The organism is Shewanella sp. POL2, assembly GCF_000282755.1.
GTDB lineage: Bacteria > Pseudomonadota > Gammaproteobacteria > Enterobacterales > Shewanellaceae > Shewanella > Shewanella xiamenensis.
This window is the reverse complement of record NZ_AKZL01000089.1, coordinates 1-17,721: the sequence shown is the minus strand read 5'-3', so window position 1 is coordinate 17,721 and position 17,721 is coordinate 1. Positions and strand designations below refer to the sequence as shown.

At 45.2% G+C, this 17,721-nt stretch carries 19 protein-coding genes; 3 read left to right on the top strand and 16 right to left on the bottom strand.

Annotated features, from left to right (window positions below):
- Positions 1 to 26: 26 nt before the first annotated feature.
- From ttcA to ccoN, 11 genes are all read right to left on the bottom strand, one after another.
- Complete coding sequence (gene ttcA / locus SHEWPOL2_RS18360) at positions 27 to 995, bottom strand: tRNA 2-thiocytidine(32) synthetase TtcA (RefSeq protein WP_037430489.1); 969 nt, start codon at positions 993 to 995, stop codon at positions 27 to 29.
- A 77-nt stretch (positions 996 to 1,072) separates the two neighbouring features.
- Positions 1,073 to 2,005: a universal stress protein UspE gene (uspE, locus tag SHEWPOL2_RS18355; protein WP_037418539.1), complete on the bottom strand. Its 933-nt coding sequence runs from the start codon at positions 2,003 to 2,005 to the stop codon at positions 1,073 to 1,075.
- Positions 2,006 to 2,131: 126 nt separating this feature from the next.
- Positions 2,132 to 2,884 (bottom strand): electron transport transcriptional regulator EtrA, encoded by a 753-nt coding sequence (gene etrA / locus SHEWPOL2_RS18350; protein WP_037418542.1) that lies wholly within the window; start codon positions 2,882 to 2,884, stop codon positions 2,132 to 2,134.
- Between the two features lie 55 nt (positions 2,885 to 2,939).
- Positions 2,940 to 3,632 carry a sulfite exporter TauE/SafE family protein gene (locus tag SHEWPOL2_RS18345; RefSeq protein WP_037430494.1) on the bottom strand — a complete coding sequence of 231 codons (693 nt, stop codon included), beginning with the start codon at positions 3,630 to 3,632 and terminating at the stop codon, positions 2,940 to 2,942.
- An 8-nt stretch (positions 3,633 to 3,640) separates the two neighbouring features.
- Positions 3,641 to 3,844 (bottom strand): cbb3-type cytochrome oxidase assembly protein CcoS, encoded by a 204-nt coding sequence (ccoS, locus tag SHEWPOL2_RS18340; protein WP_037418545.1) that lies wholly within the window; start codon positions 3,842 to 3,844, stop codon positions 3,641 to 3,643.
- A gap of 20 nt (positions 3,845 to 3,864) precedes the next feature.
- Positions 3,865 to 6,264, bottom strand: a complete 2,400-nt coding sequence (locus tag SHEWPOL2_RS18335; protein WP_037430487.1) for a heavy metal translocating P-type ATPase metal-binding domain-containing protein — start codon at positions 6,262 to 6,264, stop codon at positions 3,865 to 3,867.
- 22 nt (positions 6,265 to 6,286) lie between these two features.
- Complete coding sequence (locus tag SHEWPOL2_RS18330) at positions 6,287 to 6,766, bottom strand: FixH family protein (RefSeq protein ID WP_037430483.1); 480 nt, start codon at positions 6,764 to 6,766, stop codon at positions 6,287 to 6,289.
- A gap of 110 nt (positions 6,767 to 6,876) precedes the next feature.
- A complete protein-coding gene (gene ccoP / locus SHEWPOL2_RS18325) occupies positions 6,877 to 7,845 on the bottom strand; it encodes a cytochrome-c oxidase, cbb3-type subunit III (protein ID WP_037430481.1) in 969 nt (322 codons plus the stop codon).
- Positions 7,845 to 8,021, bottom strand: coding sequence for a CcoQ/FixQ family Cbb3-type cytochrome c oxidase assembly chaperone (locus SHEWPOL2_RS18320; protein ID WP_011072349.1), 177 nt, complete (start codon positions 8,019 to 8,021; stop codon positions 7,845 to 7,847). The genes ccoP and SHEWPOL2_RS18320 overlap by 1 nt, the downstream gene beginning before the upstream one ends.
- A gap of 11 nt (positions 8,022 to 8,032) precedes the next feature.
- Positions 8,033 to 8,659: a cytochrome-c oxidase, cbb3-type subunit II gene (gene ccoO / locus SHEWPOL2_RS18315; RefSeq protein WP_037430478.1), complete on the bottom strand. Its 627-nt coding sequence runs from the start codon at positions 8,657 to 8,659 to the stop codon at positions 8,033 to 8,035.
- A 12-nt stretch (positions 8,660 to 8,671) separates the two neighbouring features.
- Positions 8,672 to 10,108: a cytochrome-c oxidase, cbb3-type subunit I gene (gene ccoN, locus SHEWPOL2_RS18310; RefSeq protein ID WP_011072351.1), complete on the bottom strand. Its 1,437-nt coding sequence runs from the start codon at positions 10,106 to 10,108 to the stop codon at positions 8,672 to 8,674.
- 223 nt (positions 10,109 to 10,331) lie between these two features.
- Here ccoN and SHEWPOL2_RS18305 point away from each other — a divergent pair, with 223 nt between their 5' ends.
- Entirely contained in the window at positions 10,332 to 10,817 is a 486-nt protein-coding gene (locus SHEWPOL2_RS18305; protein WP_037430475.1) for a hypothetical protein, read from the top strand.
- Positions 10,818 to 10,926: 109 nt separating this feature from the next.
- Here SHEWPOL2_RS18305 and SHEWPOL2_RS18300 read toward each other — a convergent pair whose 3' ends face one another.
- On the bottom strand, positions 10,927 to 12,504 hold the full coding sequence (locus SHEWPOL2_RS18300; RefSeq protein ID WP_037430473.1) for a DUF3369 domain-containing protein: 1,578 nt from the start codon (positions 12,502 to 12,504) through the stop codon (positions 10,927 to 10,929).
- Between the two features lie 176 nt (positions 12,505 to 12,680).
- On the opposite strand from SHEWPOL2_RS18300, the gene SHEWPOL2_RS23260 reads away from it, so the two are divergent.
- Together SHEWPOL2_RS23260 and SHEWPOL2_RS18290 are read left to right on the top strand one after the other, a co-directional pair.
- Positions 12,681 to 12,899 (top strand): hypothetical protein, encoded by a 219-nt coding sequence (locus SHEWPOL2_RS23260; protein WP_037430492.1) that lies wholly within the window; start codon positions 12,681 to 12,683, stop codon positions 12,897 to 12,899.
- Positions 12,900 to 12,960: 61 nt separating this feature from the next.
- Complete coding sequence (locus SHEWPOL2_RS18290) at positions 12,961 to 14,256, top strand: site-specific integrase (RefSeq protein ID WP_037430472.1); 1,296 nt, start codon at positions 12,961 to 12,963, stop codon at positions 14,254 to 14,256.
- A 333-nt stretch (positions 14,257 to 14,589) separates the two neighbouring features.
- Here SHEWPOL2_RS18290 and fdhD read toward each other — a convergent pair whose 3' ends face one another.
- From fdhD to SHEWPOL2_RS18270, 4 genes are all read right to left on the bottom strand, one after another.
- Positions 14,590 to 15,435 carry a formate dehydrogenase accessory sulfurtransferase FdhD gene (fdhD, locus tag SHEWPOL2_RS18285; protein WP_082389649.1) on the bottom strand — a complete coding sequence of 282 codons (846 nt, stop codon included), beginning with the start codon at positions 15,433 to 15,435 and terminating at the stop codon, positions 14,590 to 14,592.
- Between the two features lie 27 nt (positions 15,436 to 15,462).
- Positions 15,463 to 16,362 carry a formate dehydrogenase accessory protein FdhE gene (gene fdhE, locus SHEWPOL2_RS18280; protein ID WP_037430469.1) on the bottom strand — a complete coding sequence of 300 codons (900 nt, stop codon included), beginning with the start codon at positions 16,360 to 16,362 and terminating at the stop codon, positions 15,463 to 15,465.
- 5 nt (positions 16,363 to 16,367) lie between these two features.
- On the bottom strand, positions 16,368 to 16,988 hold the full coding sequence (locus SHEWPOL2_RS18275; RefSeq protein ID WP_037430467.1) for a formate dehydrogenase subunit gamma: 621 nt from the start codon (positions 16,986 to 16,988) through the stop codon (positions 16,368 to 16,370).
- On the bottom strand, positions 16,985 to 17,721 hold a 737-nt coding region (locus SHEWPOL2_RS18270; RefSeq protein WP_037430465.1), incomplete at its 5' end, for a 4Fe-4S dicluster domain-containing protein. The genes SHEWPOL2_RS18275 and SHEWPOL2_RS18270, both read right to left, overlap by 4 nt.

The following is a 17,721-nucleotide window of genomic DNA, read 5'->3' as shown; positions in this document are numbered from 1 at the left end:
AGTGGCTTTTTTTATGCTTGTCGCATTTACGCTTCGTACACGTTGACGATATTGATGCGTTTTGCCGCATCTAAATCGATATGGCCGTTGTTAGCAATATCGAGAAAATCAAAGGCGGGCAGTTCGGCTTCGGCCACATCCCCCTTCATCGGCGCGTTGGGATCGCGTTTCAACGATACAAAGTCAAATTGGTCACGGTCAACACCCTGTGAAGGTGCAGTATTTTGCATAGCAGTGAAAATGGTTTCAATACGGCCAGGATATAGTCTATCCCACTGATTGAGCATGTCTTTAACCGCTTGACGCTTGAGGTTTTCCTGAGAGCCACAGAGATTACAAGGAATAATGGGGAATTTTTTAAGCTGTGCGTATTCTTCCAAATCCTTTTCACGACAGTACGCAAGTGGGCGAATAACCACGTTTGCGCCATCGTCTGAGAGCAACTTAGGTGGCATGGCTTTCATCTTGCCGCCATAAAACATATTGAGGAATAGCGTTTCAATAATATCGTCTCTGTGATGACCGAGAGCTATCTTGGTTGCGCCAATTCGTTGCGCAAAACCATAGAGAGTGCCACGACGCAGGCGAGAGCACAGTGAGCAAGTGGTTTTGCCTTCAGGAATTTTCTCCTTCACAATCGAGTAAGTGTCTTTTTCAAGAATGTGATAGGGAATATTAAGGCTATCTAGATAGGCAGGCAGTATATCTTCAGGGAAACCTGGCTGCTTTTGATCTAAATTAACGGCAATAATTTCGAACTGTACAGGCGCGCGCTGTTGTAGATTGAGCAGAATATCCAGCATAGCATAGCTGTCTTTACCGCCACTTAGGCAGCACATGACTCGGTCACCATCTTCAATCATGTTGTAGTCGGCGATAGCACTACCCACTTCACGACGCAGACACTTCTGTAATTTATTCAGACGGGTAATTTGTTTTTTTGATAATTCTTCAGGCATTTGACTCGCCGTAACTTCAGACATAGCTTCCAACATAAAAAAAGCGCCCAGTAACTCAGTTTCAGGGCGCGTATTATTCCAGCTATCGACGGCGGGGTAAAGAGCGGCGTGCGTTACGCCTCTTCAAGCGGTGATTTATAACCATCAGGTTTGATAGCTAATAAATCACAATTGATGCTATCGATAACATGTTCTGCTGTGTTGCCAATGAGTGCTGCTGAAAAGCCCGTACGACCGACTGTACCTAAAATAACTAATTCAGCATCGAGCTGCTCAGCAAGCTCTGGGATCACATCCTCTGGTAATCCTTCCCTCACATGGCAATGGAGTGTATCGATACCATAGGCATTAGCCAGGTATTGCACTCTTTGTTCGTGTTGTAGGCGAATGGTGTCGTTGTAGGTTTGTGCATCAAAATCGGGGAGTTCAATGGCAAGATTTACCGGTGTACCAGGATAGCCATTGACTAAGTGAACTTCGGCGGCAAATTTTGCGGCTAAATCCTTCGCATGTTCAATAATTTTGCCGTTAAGCATTTGATGATCGGTATCCTCAGTCGCCACGTTTACCGCACAGAGGATTTTACCGGTTTCAGGCCAATCATGATCTTTGACCATTAATACAGGAACAGGGGCTTTACGCATTAAATGCCAATCCGTCGGAGTAAAGATCACCGCTTTTAATTTATCATGAGCATGGGTGCCTTTAACAATCAGATCATATTGCCCTGCAATGGCATGGTTAATAATGCTTTCAAAGGGGCGGTTGTGCCAAATAACTTGCGTATCAATATTAAGTTGTAGGTGGTTATAGGCTGACAGCAGATCTTGTATCCAAGCTAAACGTTGATCAATCACGCCTTGGCGCATGGCTTCGCGCTCTTGGCTCGATAGAATCGATGTCATTTCATAGGAGAAGTCAAAAATCGAAAGAAACACGGTCACATGGGCGTTACTTTTACTGGCTAAGGTAACCGCTCGAGCGAGTGCCACTTGATGTTCTGTCGTAGGATCGACAACGACCAGTATTTTTTGATAATCCTTCATAACTTGTTCCTTTAGTCATAGGCTCATATTCATCATGAGCCTTTGGCAATTATCTGTATTGTTCTAGATCAAAACTCTTTTGAAAACCAGTGCCTAGCGCCAAAAACGCATGATTAATGATGAAGCTTATCTGGCAATTCTGGCATTACCCGCTAGAAGATTAAGTTCATTATAATCAACGATAATGATGTACTTACCTTTTACTTCGATTAACCCAGATTTTTGGAAGCGGCCTAACAAGCGACTGATGGTTTCAACGGTAAGGCCTAAGTAATTACCAATATCCCCACGTGTCATGGTCAAGCGAAATTCTTTGGCAGAAAAACCTCGATTACCAAAGCGGTTAGCGAGATTACTGATAAATGCAGCGAGGCGTTCTTCTGCATTTTTCTTACTGAGCAGCAAAATCATTTCTTGATCGCTCATGATTTCATTACTCATTAAGCGCATGATTTGTTGGCGTAATTTAGGCATTGTGCCTGAAAGTTCATCGAGAATATTGAAGGGTATTTCACACACCATGGAGGTTTCTAAGGCTTGTGCAAAACTTTGATGAGATTGTGCATGAATACCATCAAAACCAATGACATCTCCCGCTAAATGAAAGCCAGTGATCTGTTCATCGCCTTGTTCGGTGATCGTGTAACTTTTTATGGTGCCTGAGCGGATTGCAAAGAGTGATTTTAAAGGATCACCCGATTTAAAAATCTGTTCGCCTTTTTGAATAGGTTTCTTACGCTCAATAATGTCATCGAGTTGATCGAGTTCATTTGCATTGAGGGTGAATGGGATACAAAGGGTTCCCATACTGCAATCGTGACAATGAATTGCGCACCCACTGGCGGCGGGACGACGGTTTTTATTCTGCTCTATTGTCATGTCGGTTCTCAAGTTAATCCACTGCAGCCATGTTAAACCAATTCATTCGCTTGGGCTAGTTTAGCTGCGACAGGGCGATATATAAAGTTTGTGCACCAAAGGCAATTAAAAGTAAGCCACTCAATAATCTAACGGTTTTTTGCTGCACCCAATTGGCTAAGCGTTTGGCCGCCAATCCTGCACTGAGTAGTGCAGGGAGTGTACCCAAACCAAATGCCAGCATGATCAAGGCGCCTTGACTGGCGGAACCTGCTGCTACAGACCAAGTTAAGGTGCTATATACCAGTCCGCAGGGCAGCCATCCCCATATCAATCCCGCGGTGATAGCTTGCATTGGCGTAGTGATTGGCACCAGACGTTGTGCTATGGGTTTCAAATAACGCCACAATACCTGACCAAGGCGTTCAATTTGTACTATTCCGATCCAAATTTTTGCAATGTAAAGCCCGGTTGCAATCATCATGACGCCGGCGATGATCCGGAGAATTAATAGGTAGCTATCTAGCTCAAATAAGTGCCCAAGCATGGCAGATGAACCGCCGACTAAAGCGCCCGCGAGGGTATAACTGACAATCCGACCAAGGTTATAACTTAATAAGTAAGTGAGTTGATGGGCTAAGTGGTTTCCTTGCTTAGGATTAGCAAGCTGAGAGGAAAAGGCGCCAACAAGGCCACCACACATGCCAAAGCAGTGAGCGGCTCCCATTAGACCAACGAGAAACGCACCCATTACATTGTATTCAATCACAGTGCCAGTCACTGAGGCATGCCTTTGTCTTGAGATTCCTGTTGCTTGATGCTCGCAGGATTAGGTTTGTCGGCATCTTCATCGAATAGAATTGAGACACTTTGGCGGTCTAAATCATCGAATTGTTCGGATTTTACCGCCCAAAAGAACACGGCTACAGCGATCAACACAAAGATCATCGCAATAGGGATAAGTACATAAATGATGCTCATTAGCTAAGCCTATTTTATTGTTATATTTTAATTCGTAATAATCTCAAACTGTTACCCACAACAATCAGTGAGCTTGTCGACATGCCGATAGCGGCAATATAAGGTGCAACATGGCCGGTTACCGCTAAAGGTAAAATGAGCGCGTTGTAACCTAATGCCCAAGCGAGATTTTGGCGAATAATTTGTGTGGTCAGTTTAGCAACCCTCACCGCTTGGGTGAAGCGGGAGAGGTGATCGCCAAGCAAAATAAGATCGGCACTGTTTTTGGCAATTGCACTACCGCTGCCCATGGCCACGGATAAATCGGCGCCAGCGAGTACAGGAGCGTCATTTATGCCATCACCGAACATCACCACAGAATTGGATTGCTGTAACTTATTCACTAGCGAGAGTTTATCGGCCGGTGTGAGTCCACTGTGTACATCCGTAATGCCGAGCTCTTTTGCCAATTGATGCACATGCCCAGAGCTATCCCCGCTGGCGATACTGACCTTGCAACCTTGTTGCTTCAGTATGTCGACAGTTTCTTTGCTATCGATACGAATATTGTCTTTGATCTCAATAGTGGCGATAACCTTTAGTTGGTCATCACTGGCACGAGCAAGCCAAATCTGTTGATTGATAAACTCAGGATTGACTATTGCGCCAGTAAAGTGAGCATTCCCAATGCGATATTCTATGCCATTTATGAGACCTTTCACCCCAAAGCCCACTTCATGGTGAACTTGCTCGGCAACAACATCGACTTGGGCAAAGCTGGCAAAGGCCGCAGCGATGGGGTGACGAGAACCTGACTCTAGCGCAGCAGCAATTGCCAACACTTGTTCTTTAGCCACATCACCATGACATTGCACCTTGGCTATCGATAGCGTGCCGCAGGTGAGGGTGCCGGTTTTATCAAATACTACATGCTTGATTTGAGGCAGTTTTTCAAATACACCCGCCTTACGGGTAATGATCCCAAGACGGGTAAAAATCGCGGTCGCGCAGGTCACTGCGGTAGGCGTCGCCAGCGCAAGGGCGCAAGGACAGGTGGCCACTAATACTGACAAGGTCACCCAAAAGGCGTCTTCGGGGGAGATTTGTAGCCACACCAGATAGGTGATTGTCGCTATGGTTAAGATAGTGCCTGAGAAATAACGCGACAGTTTATCGGCTAGCATAGCGACGGCAGGTTTAGTGTTTGAGGCTAATTCCTGCAAGCGAATAATTTCAGCAACCAATTGGTCTTGCCCAAGAGCGGTGACTTTTACCTTAATGGGTTGGTCTAGGTTAATGGTGCCTGCAAATACTTGGCTATCGACGGGCTTTTCAATCGGCATTTGCTCACCGGTGAGCATGGCTTCATTGATGCTAGTGTGGCCGTCAACCACGATTCCATCGGCGGCGACCATTTCACCGGGTTTAATAAGGATAATATCCCCAAGACATAATTTTTTAGCGGGGATTTCTTCTTGCCCCTGCGCCGTGACCAGATGTGCTGTTAACGGCACTAACTTGTGGAGATTACTGGAGCTAACGGAAGCTTTTTGTCTTGCCTTCTGCTCGAAATAACGTCCCAGCAGCAGGAAGAAGGTAAACATGGAAACGGATTCAAAATAGACTTCGCCCGTGCCGTTAACGGTCGCAAAGCAACTGGCGATATAGGCGCCGCCAATGGCGATAGAGACCGATACGTCCATATTGAGTTTGCCACTGAGCAGGGTGCGAATCGCGCTAAAATAGAAGGGCTGCGCCGAATAGAGCACCACGGGCGTGGCGAAAATCATGCTCACCCAGCGGAAATAATCCCGATATTGCACATCCAAATCGGTAAAGTAACCGGTATAGAGGGCGAGGGCGAACATCATCACTTGCATGGTGGCAAAGCCCGCTAAACCTAAACGCAGTAAGAATTTACGGCTATTTTGCTTGGCGGTCAGTTCTTGTTCATCCACTTGATAGGGCGCAGCTTGATAACCGATACGGCTAATTTGCCCCAAAATATCACTGAGTTTAACTTGTTGTTTATCCCAGCTAATCAGCGCCCTTTGGGTGGTGGAGTTGACCATCACTTGGCTTACGCCAGGCAGTTGCTTCACTTTATGTTCAATTAACCAAGCGCAGGCCGCGCAGGTAATGCCATCAATGGACAGCGACACTGAGTCGCTATTCTCCACTGAGTGGACAAAGTCCTGCTGTACCTCGGGCAAGTCATAGGCACTAAACTGATTTAATTCATCAGGCACAAGGGCCGTCTGTTTATTACCTGGCTCAGTTCTAAACTTGTAATAGCTTAATAAGCCTGCATCAACAATGGCTTGGGATACCGCTTGGCAGCCTGGGCAACACATGAGTTCATCGCGATCATTAATGCGAGTGACAAACTGCGTGCCGGTGAGTACAGGTTCATTACAGTGAAAACAACTTGGATGTGTCATAGTAATACTTATTCAACCACCGTCAGTTCAACCACAATTGGACGTTGTCTTTTAATTCGACACGTTGATGAATACGCCATTTACCGTCAAAACCTTCGAGGCGGACTTCCCAAGCACCCGTTAACACATCGGGCAGAGTAATGCGATACACATGATTGGCATCGGCGGTGACAGTGGTCTTAATATCTCTTTCGGCAATCGTTGGGTGGTAAAATTCGACTTTCAACGCAGCTTGATAGGCTGGGCCGCCGTGCTGAGTGAATAGGAGTTCATGGTTATTCTGTTCAAGTTGCCATTGCATGCCAAGCTGCTTGGCATATTTGACTTTACTCAAGTCCATGTTGATGGCTTTGCCTTCTTTGTAATAATCCTCGGCAACCAGAGAGTCAGAGTTTGAGAGGGCAATTTTTAGCGTGGTAAAACTTGCGACGACGGCACATAAAGGAAGAATAATTAAAAACCAAGGCCAAAACTGCTTATACCAGGGTTGTTGTTCGCTCATGTTAAATACCCATTATAAAAATTTGCGCCATTTTACCGTTAAAAGGTGGCTTTAGCACTTTAAAAAAAAGGCCCCGACGTTATCGAGGCCTTAGTGTTACTCATATCTAATTACTTGTTTGACAAGCTATAAACATAAGCTGCGATCACGTGGACTTTCTCTTCACCGAGAACGTCTTTCCATGCTGGCATCACGCCTGCACGGCCGTGTTTGATCGTTTCTTCGATCACACCACGGCTACCGCCATATAACCAAACATCGTCAGTTAAGTTAGGTGCGCCCATGAGCTTGTTGCCTTTTGCGTCCATACCGTGACACGCAAAACAACCTTTCATGAATGAACCTTGACCAAGAGCTGCGAGTTTCTCGTCGTGTTCACGACCAGATAACTTAACCACATACTCGGCTAGACCTGCAATTTCGCTATCGTCGATTGGCAAACCACCTTTCGGTGGCATCATGCCATGACGACCGCTCATGATGGTGGTTTTAATCGTGGCTAAATCGCCACCGTATAACCAATCACTGTCGGTCAGGTTAGGGAAGCCTTTGCTACCACGTGCGTCAGAGCCGTGGCACTGCGCGCAGTTTTGTAGGAACAAACGGCCGCCCACTTTCAACGCTTCTTGGTTTTTCACTAACTCTTCGAGTGGTGTTGCCAAGTAAGCCGCGAAGATTGGGCCATATTTTTCGTTAGCGTGTTTAACTTCTTGGTCGTACTGAACGTACATGCCTTCTTTTGCCGCCAGCTCAATCGCGGCTACAGAATCGGCTTTAATACCTTTCTCTGTACCAATGCTTTGGTTAGAGCTGGTCCAGTTCAGTAGACCTTTGTAGTTACCTAAACCTGGGAACAGGGCTAAGTACACTAGGCCAAACACGATAGTGATATAGAACATATAACTCCACCATTTTGGCAGTGGGTTATTGAGTTCTTCGATACCATCGAAACTGTGACCCATGGATTCGCCTTCTTTGACATCGGTGGTGTTCTTTGAACACACACGTAGCAACAGAAAACATCCTGCGATCACAATTAACGAGAGTACGCTAATCCAAATACTCCAGAAGCTACTCATCACTTATTCTCTCCTGAGTCCTTCGATTCCTTGCTGATTTCCTCATCGGAAAACACAAGATTCGCTGCTTCATCAAAGGATTTTTGACGACGCGAGCTATATGCCCAAGCAAATATACCGACGAAGGTCAGCATCACAATGATGGTTAAAATACCTTGTAATGTGCCGTAATCCATATACTGCCTCCTTATTTGAGTGCGTGACCCAAAGACTGAAGATATGCAATCAAGGCTTCCAGCTCTGTCTTACCTTCAACAGCTTTCTGCGCGCCTGCAATTTCTTCATCGGTGTAAAGATCATTACCTTTGTAACCGCCTTTGTGCATGTTACGCAGAATAGTCATCTTGTCGCCGGTTAACTTGCCGTCTAACTTGTTTTCGGCAAGCCATGGGAAGGCTGGCATATTCGATTGAGGGACCACAGCACGAGGATCGATTAAGTGAACTTCATGCCATTTATCGCTGTAGCGACCGCCAACACGGGCCAAGTCTGGACCAGTACGCTTAGAACCCCATTGGAATGGGTGATCCCAAACAGACTCACCGGCAACAGAGTAGTGACCGTAACGTTCAGTCTCTGCACGTAAAGGACGGATCATCTGGCTGTGACAGTTGTAGCAACCTTCACGCACATAAATGTCACGGCCTTCAAGTTGCAGGGCAGTGTAGGGTTTCAAACCTTCAACAGGCTCAGTGGTATCTTTTTGGAAAATCAGCGGCGTGATTTCAACCAAGCTACCGAAGCTGATAGCGATAACAGTGAATATCGCTAACAAACCGATGTTTTTTTCAACTATCTCATGATTAAATTTCATCGAGTTTGCTCCTTAAGCCGCTTTTGCTTCAGCCAGTGCTGGCAATGAATCTTTAGAGGCTTTCACAGTACGGATCACGTTGTATGCCATGATCAGCATACCGGTTAAGAAGAAACAACCGCCGAGGAAACGTACGAAGTAGAAAGGATAAGAAGCTTCCAGACTTTCAACAAAGCTATAAGTCAAAGTACCGTCAGCGTTAACTGCACGCCACATCAGACCCTGCATTACACCCGAAATCCACATAGACACGATGTAAAGAACAGTACCGATTGTCGCTAACCAGAAATGCACGTTAACTAACTTGATGCTGTACATACGGCCATGGCCGAACAGTACTGGGATCAAGTGATACAGAGAACCGATAGATACCATTGCAACCCAGCCTAGCGCGCCGGAGTGAACGTGACCTACTGTCCAGTCTGTGTAGTGAGATAAAGCGTTAACTGTCTTGATGGCCATCATCGGACCTTCGAAGGTCGACATACCATAGAAAGACAGAGAAACCACTAAGAAACGCAATACTGGGTCAGTACGCAGTTTGTGCCATGCGCCAGATAAGGTCATGATACCGTTGATCATACCGCCCCAAGATGGTGCGAACAGGATCAGTGACATCACCATACCTAAAGACTGAGTCCAGTCAGGCAGGGCAGTGTAGTGTAAGTGGTGAGGACCTGCCCAAATGTACAGTGCGATCAGTGCCCAAAAGTGCACAATCGACAGACGATATGAGTAAACAGGACGACCCGCTTGCTTAGGAACGAAGTAGTACATCATACCTAAGAAGCCAGCGGTTAACAGGAAGCCTACCGCGTTGTGACCATACCACCATTGCACCATGGCATCGACCGCGCCACTGTACATAGAGTATGACTTAAACAAGCTAACAGGAACGGCCATTGAGTTCACGATGTGAAGCACGGCAACCGTAATGATAAATGCACCAAAGAACCAGTTCGCTACGTAAATATGCGATGTTGTTCGTTTGATAATAGTGCCGAAGAACACTATTGCATAGGATACCCAAACGATCGTAATAGCGATATCGATTGGCCATTCTAATTCAGCATATTCTTTACCGCTGGTATAACCCATTGGCAGAGTGATGGCTGCTGACAGAATGATGGCTTGCCATCCCCAAAACGTAAATGCAGCTAATTTAGGTGCAAATAGTCGGGTTTGACAGGTGCGTTGTACGACATAATAGGATGTTGCAAAGAGGGCTGATGTTCCGAACGCGAAAATTACCGCATTGGTGTGTAATGGTCGCAAGCGACTATACGTAAACCAAGGCGTATCGAAGTTCAGATGTGGCCAGATTAACTGAGCCGCAATTAAAACACCGACTGACATACCAACAATACCCCACAAAACTGTGGTTAAGGCGAATTGGCGGACAATGGTGTAATTGTAATCAGCGCCTGTTGGCTGGGAATGGTTCATCATAATGCTTCCACTGCTTATTACTTTTACTTTTAGTAAAGACTAGCTTTACCTGTTATATATGACACAAAGCTCATGTCCCTATAAGGGTTATGAAGCCATGTCAATGCGTTACCCTACACATTTGTGCTCAAATATGAGGTTTCGCAATGATACTTGAGCCATGTCAAAAAAGATACCAAAGAAGGGGGACGGAAAGTTGATCTAGATCAACCTACGCCATAGAATGTTAACATCTTGCATCACAAGGTTAATTTTTGTGCTTAATCGCAAACGTCTCCCGCTTTACATCATGTTAATTACGTTGAATCTTAGCGCTTGTGATAAAAAAGCCGAGCAACAGGTAAAAATACCGCCTACAGATCCCACTCTTTGTGTGTTTACTCAGGGAGATTGCATTAAAAAGGTCGGGGATATAGTGCTGAGCATCAGCCTTTCGCCAGATCGTGCGCCAAGTGAAAAACCATTAACATTGAAGCTATTATCTTCTGATGTACTTGATAATTTACAGGTCCGTTTAGAAGGTAGAGATATGTTTATGGGCATTATCCCTGTCAATATTCGTCAACTCGATAAAACAACCTATGAGGGGCAGTTGATTTACGGTTCCTGTAGCAGTGGGTATATGGTGTGGCGTGGTTTTATCAGTTTTAGTCGAAATGGTATCGAGCAAGCCGTTATTTTTGACTTTCTTGCCGATAATCCATATTAAGTTTATGGCGTTCGCCGGATAAAGAGCTTGGTAACAATATTAACTCCCACTCCTTATTTATAATGACCGATTATCATAGGCGGATGATTGATTATGAATGCTATTTTGGCTATTCATCATGATCCTTCCAGTTTTCTTTAACCTGTACAAAAATATCGATGTTATTGATAAACAGTTCGAGTAAATCAGGATCAAAATGTTTACCTGCACCTTTACGCATTTCATCGATAACCTCTTCCAGTGGCCAAGCTGCTTTATAGCAACGTGCATGGGAAAGAGCATCGAACACATCTGCAATTGCAACAATACGGGCAAAAATGTGAATTTGTTCTTGTCTTAAATTGGCTGGATAGCCTGAACCATCATACTTTTCATGATGTTGCAAGGCTATAATCGCAGCGGCTTTAAGGATAGGCCGCTCGGAATTCGCGAGGATCTGGTAGCCAATAGTAGGGTGCTGACGCATAACCAACCATTCTTTATCGTCTAACTTGCCAGGCTTAAGCAACACAGCATCGGGGATCGCTATCTTACCAATATCATGCATAGGCGATGCTCTGCGTAAAAGTTCAGCTTCGGTCTCTGATAATCCAGCAAGTAGTGCCAGTTTGGCACAATATTCTGCCATACGTTTTACGTGGTTTGCCGCCTCTTTTGAGCGGCTTTCAACGACATCCCCTAAACGTAGAATAAGTTCAGACTGGGTATCTTCGACCTCTTGATTTAGAAGTAGGTTCTCAAAGGCGATACCCACATTTATTGCAAAAATATCAATAAGTTTTTTATCTAAATCGTCGATTTTATCAATCCCATCCATATAAAGCAGGTTGATAAGCCCGCTCTTCGTTGGGAAATAGCCAACGAAACAGTTATCTTCATATAAACAACGCTTTTGTGCGAGAGCGGTGCGTAATAACTTATCAATATGCATTGGTAACACTTTGTTCGCAGGACTCTCGGCAAATTGTCCAGTCCCCGCCAAAATCTTAATCTCAACAGATTCCATATGGCCGCTTATCGCATCCATGGCATTGCAGGTTAGCAGCAGTGTTTCGGAATCGAGATTCAATAGGGTTGCAACTTGGGTCAGCAAGCCATCAGCGAATCGATAGAGCGTTCTGAGTTCAAATAATCCTGAGGTTGCCTCGAGCACTCGCTCTAATCCTTTTCGATGATTCAGCTGTGCACGCCTTGCTTGTTCGATTTCCATAATGTCGCGGTAAGAACGCAGTGCCGAGTAGACACTTGTCATTAACTTGCGTGAATCGAGTTCAGATTTTGCCTTATAGTCATTGATATCGTAGTTGACGATAACATCTTCTTCAGGAGCTTGGCCTGGCTGTCCTGTGCGCAAAATTAGGCGGATTGTTTTGTTTTTATGTTCCTCACGGATCCACTTTACTAACTCCAAGCCAGCATGATCGGTTTCCATTACAACATCAATAAAGGCAATTGCCAGATCTTGTTCATTTAAAAGAAATTCTTTAGCTTGTTCAGCACTATAAGCGTTAATAAAGGAGAGGGCACGACCATCGAGTTTAAAACGAGAAAGTGCAAGTTTAGTGACCGTGTGTACATCAGGCTCATCATCAACAACAAGAATTTTCCAGGGCGCAGAAAATGCAGAAGTTTCTATGGTTTTTTTCCCTGAAAAGAGCGGCTTTTTCTTTGTAAGATCAATCACCATCCGAGACCTCATCACTTAATTTATGTCGCACAGTTAGAGTGTAGTAGAAGCTTGTCAAATCAGTAAAAATAATTCTGCAGCGGGGAAGGTCGCAAATTTAACAGCTCGTTATTGATAACTATTATCATTTGTGTATTATCAAAATAGATAACTCAGCAGGAATTTATATGGCATATATGGCAGAAAGGATCAATTTATCTATATCAGAGGAGAAACTTGCGCAACTCATTCGTGAAGGAAGTCTATGTGCAGCGGATTTTTCATGTCTAGATAATCAATCAAAACGGAAAGTCTGGCAACTTTGCCTTATCTGTTGCCAAAAACGCATAGGCTGCCAGCAATGTTCACAAACAAGTTGTCCGCAAATTGAAAGACTCATTAATGCCGATAAATAACGTTATCGGCATTTGCATTTAAGTATTATCATGCATTAAACACTTAAATTTAAAAGTTATTATGCAGCTTCCTCCAGTATTACCTTTATTTGATTCAATTGAATTCATACAAGATGGGAACAGTGTGGTGAATCAATACATTACCCAAGTCAGTCTAACGGATGTGCCTGATGCAGGTTTAGTAATGGAACATGCAACAGATTGGTTGTTTGAACAAAAACACAGTGAAAACAACTACAAAGCCTATCGGAGTGAACTCACTACATTCCTGCATTGGTGCTTTGATGTCGCCAAAATGTCACCCACACAGGTGATGCGAAAGGATATGAGTCGGTATGTGGATTATTGTTTGGCGCCACCCTTAGCACTGATTGGTTACTTTAACGTGCCACAGTTTAAACTCGATAAACTGCGTGATGAGCGGGTTCCTAATAGTCTTTGGCGGCCATTCGTCGGCAAGAAACAGTTAGGGCAAGTTCAACCTTATGTGCTTAGCGACAATGCATTAAAAACCAAGATTGCCATTTTATCCTCGTTTTATAGCTACTTAATGAGTGAGGAGTTTTGCGAGCGCAACCCCGCGCAAATTTGGTTGAATCATAGCCGCTTTGGCCAAAACAAGCAGTATCAAAGACAAAGCGAGGAAGATGAAAACAACTTGGCTTTCACAGAACTACAGTGGTCCTATGTGATGAGCACAGTTACTCGATTGGCTGAAACGTCACCCGAATTGCATCAACGTAGTTTATTCTTGATTTCATTGATTTATTCCTGCTATTTACGCATCTCTGATGTATCTGCACGGGTTGGCTATTCACCGGTAATGGGCCAATTTAGGCAAAATTCACAGACTGGCATTTGGAGTTTTCATATTCTACTGAGTAAAGGTGGTAAAAAGCGTAGCGTGGCGATGTCAAAGGCGTTACTGGACGGCTTAGTTAAATATCGACAGTTTTTAGGTCTTACTGACTATCCAAATCAAAGTGAACCACATCCGTTATTTGTTCGACATAGAGCAGCTGGTCGCGGCCGAGATGCGGGTGTAGTGAATGCCAATCTTGGGATCCGTCAAATCCGTGAAGAAATTCAAGCGATTATTAATCTTGCTGCGGATAATGCTCAAGCTGATGGCTTTCACCAAGACGCGGCACAAATGAGAAAACTCACAGCACACAATATCAGACATACCGGGATTACCCATGACATTAATATTAACCGTAGACCGTTGTCACATGTCCAAGCCGATGCAGGCCACGAGAGTATCGACACCACATCGAAGTATTTACACACTACACAAATAGAAAGACATGAAAGTGCCTTTAATAAGCCGCTAGATCATTTGCAAGGTATTAACTAGGATGTTATCGGCACCCCAAATCCCTCGCACATAAAACTGCGCACAATGTATATTATGTTAAATTGTGTTTTGGGGAAAGAAACAGTTCTCTATGGATTTACGTTAAAGTACTTTCACTTCTGCTGGTTCTGCTTGATTGAGGATTTATTGGTTTAAGGAAGAAATGCTATTGCTTATATCGCGTTGCTACGTGAATGTTTGCAGAGATTACTCCGCACAGTGCTAAATAATTCACATAGCATCGCGTTTTATATCCTGATGTTGGTATTTATTATTACTTGGATTGACTTTTGATTTTGCCAATCAATCTCTTCATTTGCCTACGGTCAAATCTTAAAGCCCGACCACAGCTGGTTGTGACAGTTGGCTTCCTTGAAGTCGATAGCCATGATTATAAATATTTGCTCGACCATCACGGCAGAAACCGACTAAAGTCACATTGCTTTGCTCCGCAATCTCAGTAGCCAACGCCGTCACGGCTGACATAGCAAACAGAATTTGAATACCGACACTTGCCGCCTTTTGTACCATTTCAAAACTGGCGCGGCTGGTTAACAATACCGCAGCGGGTTTTGCTGCATACCGTACAGACATCGCCCCGATCAATTTATCTAAAGCGATATGTCGGCCAATATCTTCAAATAGATAAATCACCTCCCCGTTTTCATTTACACCAATTGCAGCATGGGTTGCACCAGTTAAAGCAAAAGTCTGTTGTAGTTGTTTGACTCGGACTAAAATCGGGTCGAGATGGGCAATGTTGAATCTGATATCGGATCCGACGACTTGAACTGGTTTTACAGCATCTTTAAGCTGTGCAACACCACAGAGACCACAGCCAGTGCGTCCCGCCATGCTACGGCGATGCTCCTTTAACTCATTGAAACAGCGTTGATTAATCTCTATCTTAATGATCACGCCATTAGAAACATATTCAAGTTCAATATCTTTTATATCATTAATGGTTGAGACAATTCTTTCCGAAAGCGTAAAACCTATCGCAAACACTTCCAAGTCCTGTGGGCTTGCCATCATGACTGTGTGCGCCAATCCGTTATACACCAACGCCACTCTTACCTCATTGGCGAGTAATTCAGTTTGTTCAACATTCCCTGCCGTGCTAAATCGAGTCACATCGGCTGTAACAACTGAATTAGGGAAAGAATTATCAGCAACCATCAACGCATCTCCTGTTAACTACGTTTTCTAAGCTTCATGGGCCAGCAATAGCGGATTAACAGTTGTCGCACCATAACCCTTTGCACTGAGCTCGGCATCCAGCCCCAGCGTTGCGATATCATCCGCAGCCGCATCTAATAATGGCAAACGGTTGGTAAACAACATCTTAGTGTAGCCCTTACACGTCTCACAGCTCTCAATCCGCACGTTGGCTTTATGATCGTCAAACGACCAAATGGACATTTCCCGAGATTGTTCGCAGCAAGTACAATGGGCGCGCACATAATGCCACTCAGTTTCGCACAGACTGCAATGCAAATAACGCAGCCCTTCGCGGGGTTTATCGACAATCATGCTGGCGACCGGATGACTACCGCACACAGGGCATAAACTGGACTGCTTAACCCTATTGGTATCCATACGCGCAATCACCATGGGCGCCCAATGGGACCAATAGAGTGACAAACCCGCCCAAATAAATAAGCTAAACTGTGCGGGTACGGCACTAAACTGCCCTTGCCTCAGTTGATTGCCCCACTGGAGCAATTGGACTGGCGATTGCTCCAGTAGCTCTTGGAGAACAGGCACTAAATGTGCGGGCACTTGGGATTGCAATTCTGTTAGCAATGCTTGCAATGGTTGTAACCAATCCTGAGCCGTTTGAGTTTGGCTTAGGGACAACGGATATGGCGCCTCAACGTCAATCATTGGTGCTGGGCCCATATCCGTTGCCGCCAGTTTTTGCTGCGCAGACACTAGGATTTGGCAGAGCTTAAGATAATCCGCCAGCGGAGAATCCTGCGCTAATTGGGCTAAACGACGTGCTCTATGTTGATAAATTTTCTCAGGATCTGCCGCTTTTAGCGGTTTCAAAGCTAAGGGAGATTTATCAACAAAACTTAACGGGATATCGCTGGCCATCTTCATCGCTATTATTCCTCGTGTTCTTCTAACATGGCTGGGTGGTGCTTACGAGCCCAAGCCTTAGAGACTTTGCCGTAGAGCATCCCAGTGATAGAGCCTTCAATCCAGCAGGCCATCCATACGTGTACCACTAGGGATAACAGCATTAATATGCCGCAGGCCGAGTGGACTAAGGTGGCCCAATTGACGGCTTCTGCCGAGAACATGGGGGCAAAATAAGGTTGCCACATCATGATGCCGCTGATCAGAAACGCCAGTACAAAAACCACAAAGGCGCGGAATAACATTTTCTGACCTGGGTTGTAGTGGCCCACGGGCGGAATGTTCTCTTCTTTTTGCAGTAACACCCACACCACGGCTTTCATCCAGGGCAAATCGTATTTATTCCACTTATTGTGCTGGTAGTAGCGGATTAACATCACCGCCAGCAGCAGACACATGGCAATTCCAAAGAATGGATGCATCACTTTTGCCAGTTGTGGTGTGCCAACAATGCCACTGAGCCACTGGAACGAGGGATAAAAAAACGAGAACCCCGTTAGAAAGGTCACTAGGCCAACAAAGACTATGGTCCAGTGACACAGACGATCAACGAGCTTATGGCGCACGATCATTTCTTTATGACTCATAGTTTTTCCTCCTCTTTGACGCCGGCATCAATATAACCAGGCTGATCTTCCTCGACGATGTTGCGCCCTACCGCAATGCGGTGCATCAGGGCGAACGCCGCCGTTGCGAGCAAGCCTGCGGTGCCCAACGGTTTGAGCCAATCTTGACGCCATTCGGTTGCCGCAGGGATTTGCGGATCCTTGGGCATGCCATAGCTTTCGGGTTGCGTGATGTCGTGGAGGATCATCATCATATGCGTTCCGCCAACGCCCTCTGGGTTATAAAGTCCCGCCTTGCTGAAGCCACGTTCCTTTAACTGCTCGACGCGTTTTTCGGCATAGAACAACATGTCTTCGCGGGTACCAAAGCGCAGTGCTCCCACGGTGCAGGTTTTAACGCAGGAAGGCTCGAGGCCAACGGCGAGCCTATCTGAGCACAGAGTGCACTTATAGGCTTTGTTATCTTTGGCGCTGATCTTAGGCACATTGAAAGGACAGGCACTGGCGCAATAGCCGCAGCCAATACATTTGTTCGAGTCAAAATCCACTGTGCCATTGGCATGTTGCACAATCGCTCCGCTGGTTGAACAGGCTTTTAAACAGGCTGGATCGGCGCAGTGCATACAGGCAGTGTGGGTAAATTGCCAACGCAACTTATTGTTATCCATCACTTCGTGATACTGCATTATGTTCCAGCTTTCCGGTGACAGTGTCATCGGGTTCTGGTAACTGCCTTGGAAAGTACCGACATCTT

Excerpts from the sequence above, each read along its gene's own strand:
- ccoN (WP_011072351.1), bottom strand. The coding sequence starts at position 10,108 with ATGATGAACCATTCCCAGCCAACAGGCGCTGATTACAATTACACCATT.
- SHEWPOL2_RS18290 (WP_037430472.1), top strand. The coding sequence starts at position 12,961 with ATGCAGCTTCCTCCAGTATTACCTTTATTTGATTCAATTGAATTCATA.
- SHEWPOL2_RS23260 (WP_037430492.1), top strand. The coding sequence starts at position 12,681 with ATGGCAGAAAGGATCAATTTATCTATATCAGAGGAGAAACTTGCGCAA.
- fdhD (WP_082389649.1), bottom strand. The coding sequence starts at position 15,435 with ATGGTTGCTGATAATTCTTTCCCTAATTCAGTTGTTACAGCCGATGTG.
- SHEWPOL2_RS18300 (WP_037430473.1), bottom strand. The coding sequence starts at position 12,504 with ATGGTGATTGATCTTACAAAGAAAAAGCCGCTCTTTTCAGGGAAAAAA.
- fdhE (WP_037430469.1), bottom strand. The coding sequence starts at position 16,362 with ATGAAGATGGCCAGCGATATCCCGTTAAGTTTTGTTGATAAATCTCCC.
- SHEWPOL2_RS18335 (WP_037430487.1), bottom strand. The coding sequence starts at position 6,264 with ATGACACATCCAAGTTGTTTTCACTGTAATGAACCTGTACTCACCGGC.
- ccoS (WP_037418545.1), bottom strand. The coding sequence starts at position 3,844 with ATGAGCATCATTTATGTACTTATCCCTATTGCGATGATCTTTGTGTTG.
- ccoO (WP_037430478.1), bottom strand. The coding sequence starts at position 8,659 with ATGAAATTTAATCATGAGATAGTTGAAAAAAACATCGGTTTGTTAGCG.
- ttcA (WP_037430489.1), bottom strand. The coding sequence starts at position 995 with ATGTTGGAAGCTATGTCTGAAGTTACGGCGAGTCAAATGCCTGAAGAA.
- SHEWPOL2_RS18330 (WP_037430483.1), bottom strand. The coding sequence starts at position 6,766 with ATGAGCGAACAACAACCCTGGTATAAGCAGTTTTGGCCTTGGTTTTTA.
- SHEWPOL2_RS18305 (WP_037430475.1), top strand. The coding sequence starts at position 10,332 with ATGTTAACATCTTGCATCACAAGGTTAATTTTTGTGCTTAATCGCAAA.
- etrA (WP_037418542.1), bottom strand. The coding sequence starts at position 2,884 with ATGACAATAGAGCAGAATAAAAACCGTCGTCCCGCCGCCAGTGGGTGC.
- uspE (WP_037418539.1), bottom strand. The coding sequence starts at position 2,005 with ATGAAGGATTATCAAAAAATACTGGTCGTTGTCGATCCTACGACAGAA.
- ccoP (WP_037430481.1), bottom strand. The coding sequence starts at position 7,845 with ATGAGTAGCTTCTGGAGTATTTGGATTAGCGTACTCTCGTTAATTGTG.
- SHEWPOL2_RS18275 (WP_037430467.1), bottom strand. The coding sequence starts at position 16,988 with ATGAGTCATAAAGAAATGATCGTGCGCCATAAGCTCGTTGATCGTCTG.
- SHEWPOL2_RS18320 (WP_011072349.1), bottom strand. The coding sequence starts at position 8,021 with ATGGATTACGGCACATTACAAGGTATTTTAACCATCATTGTGATGCTG.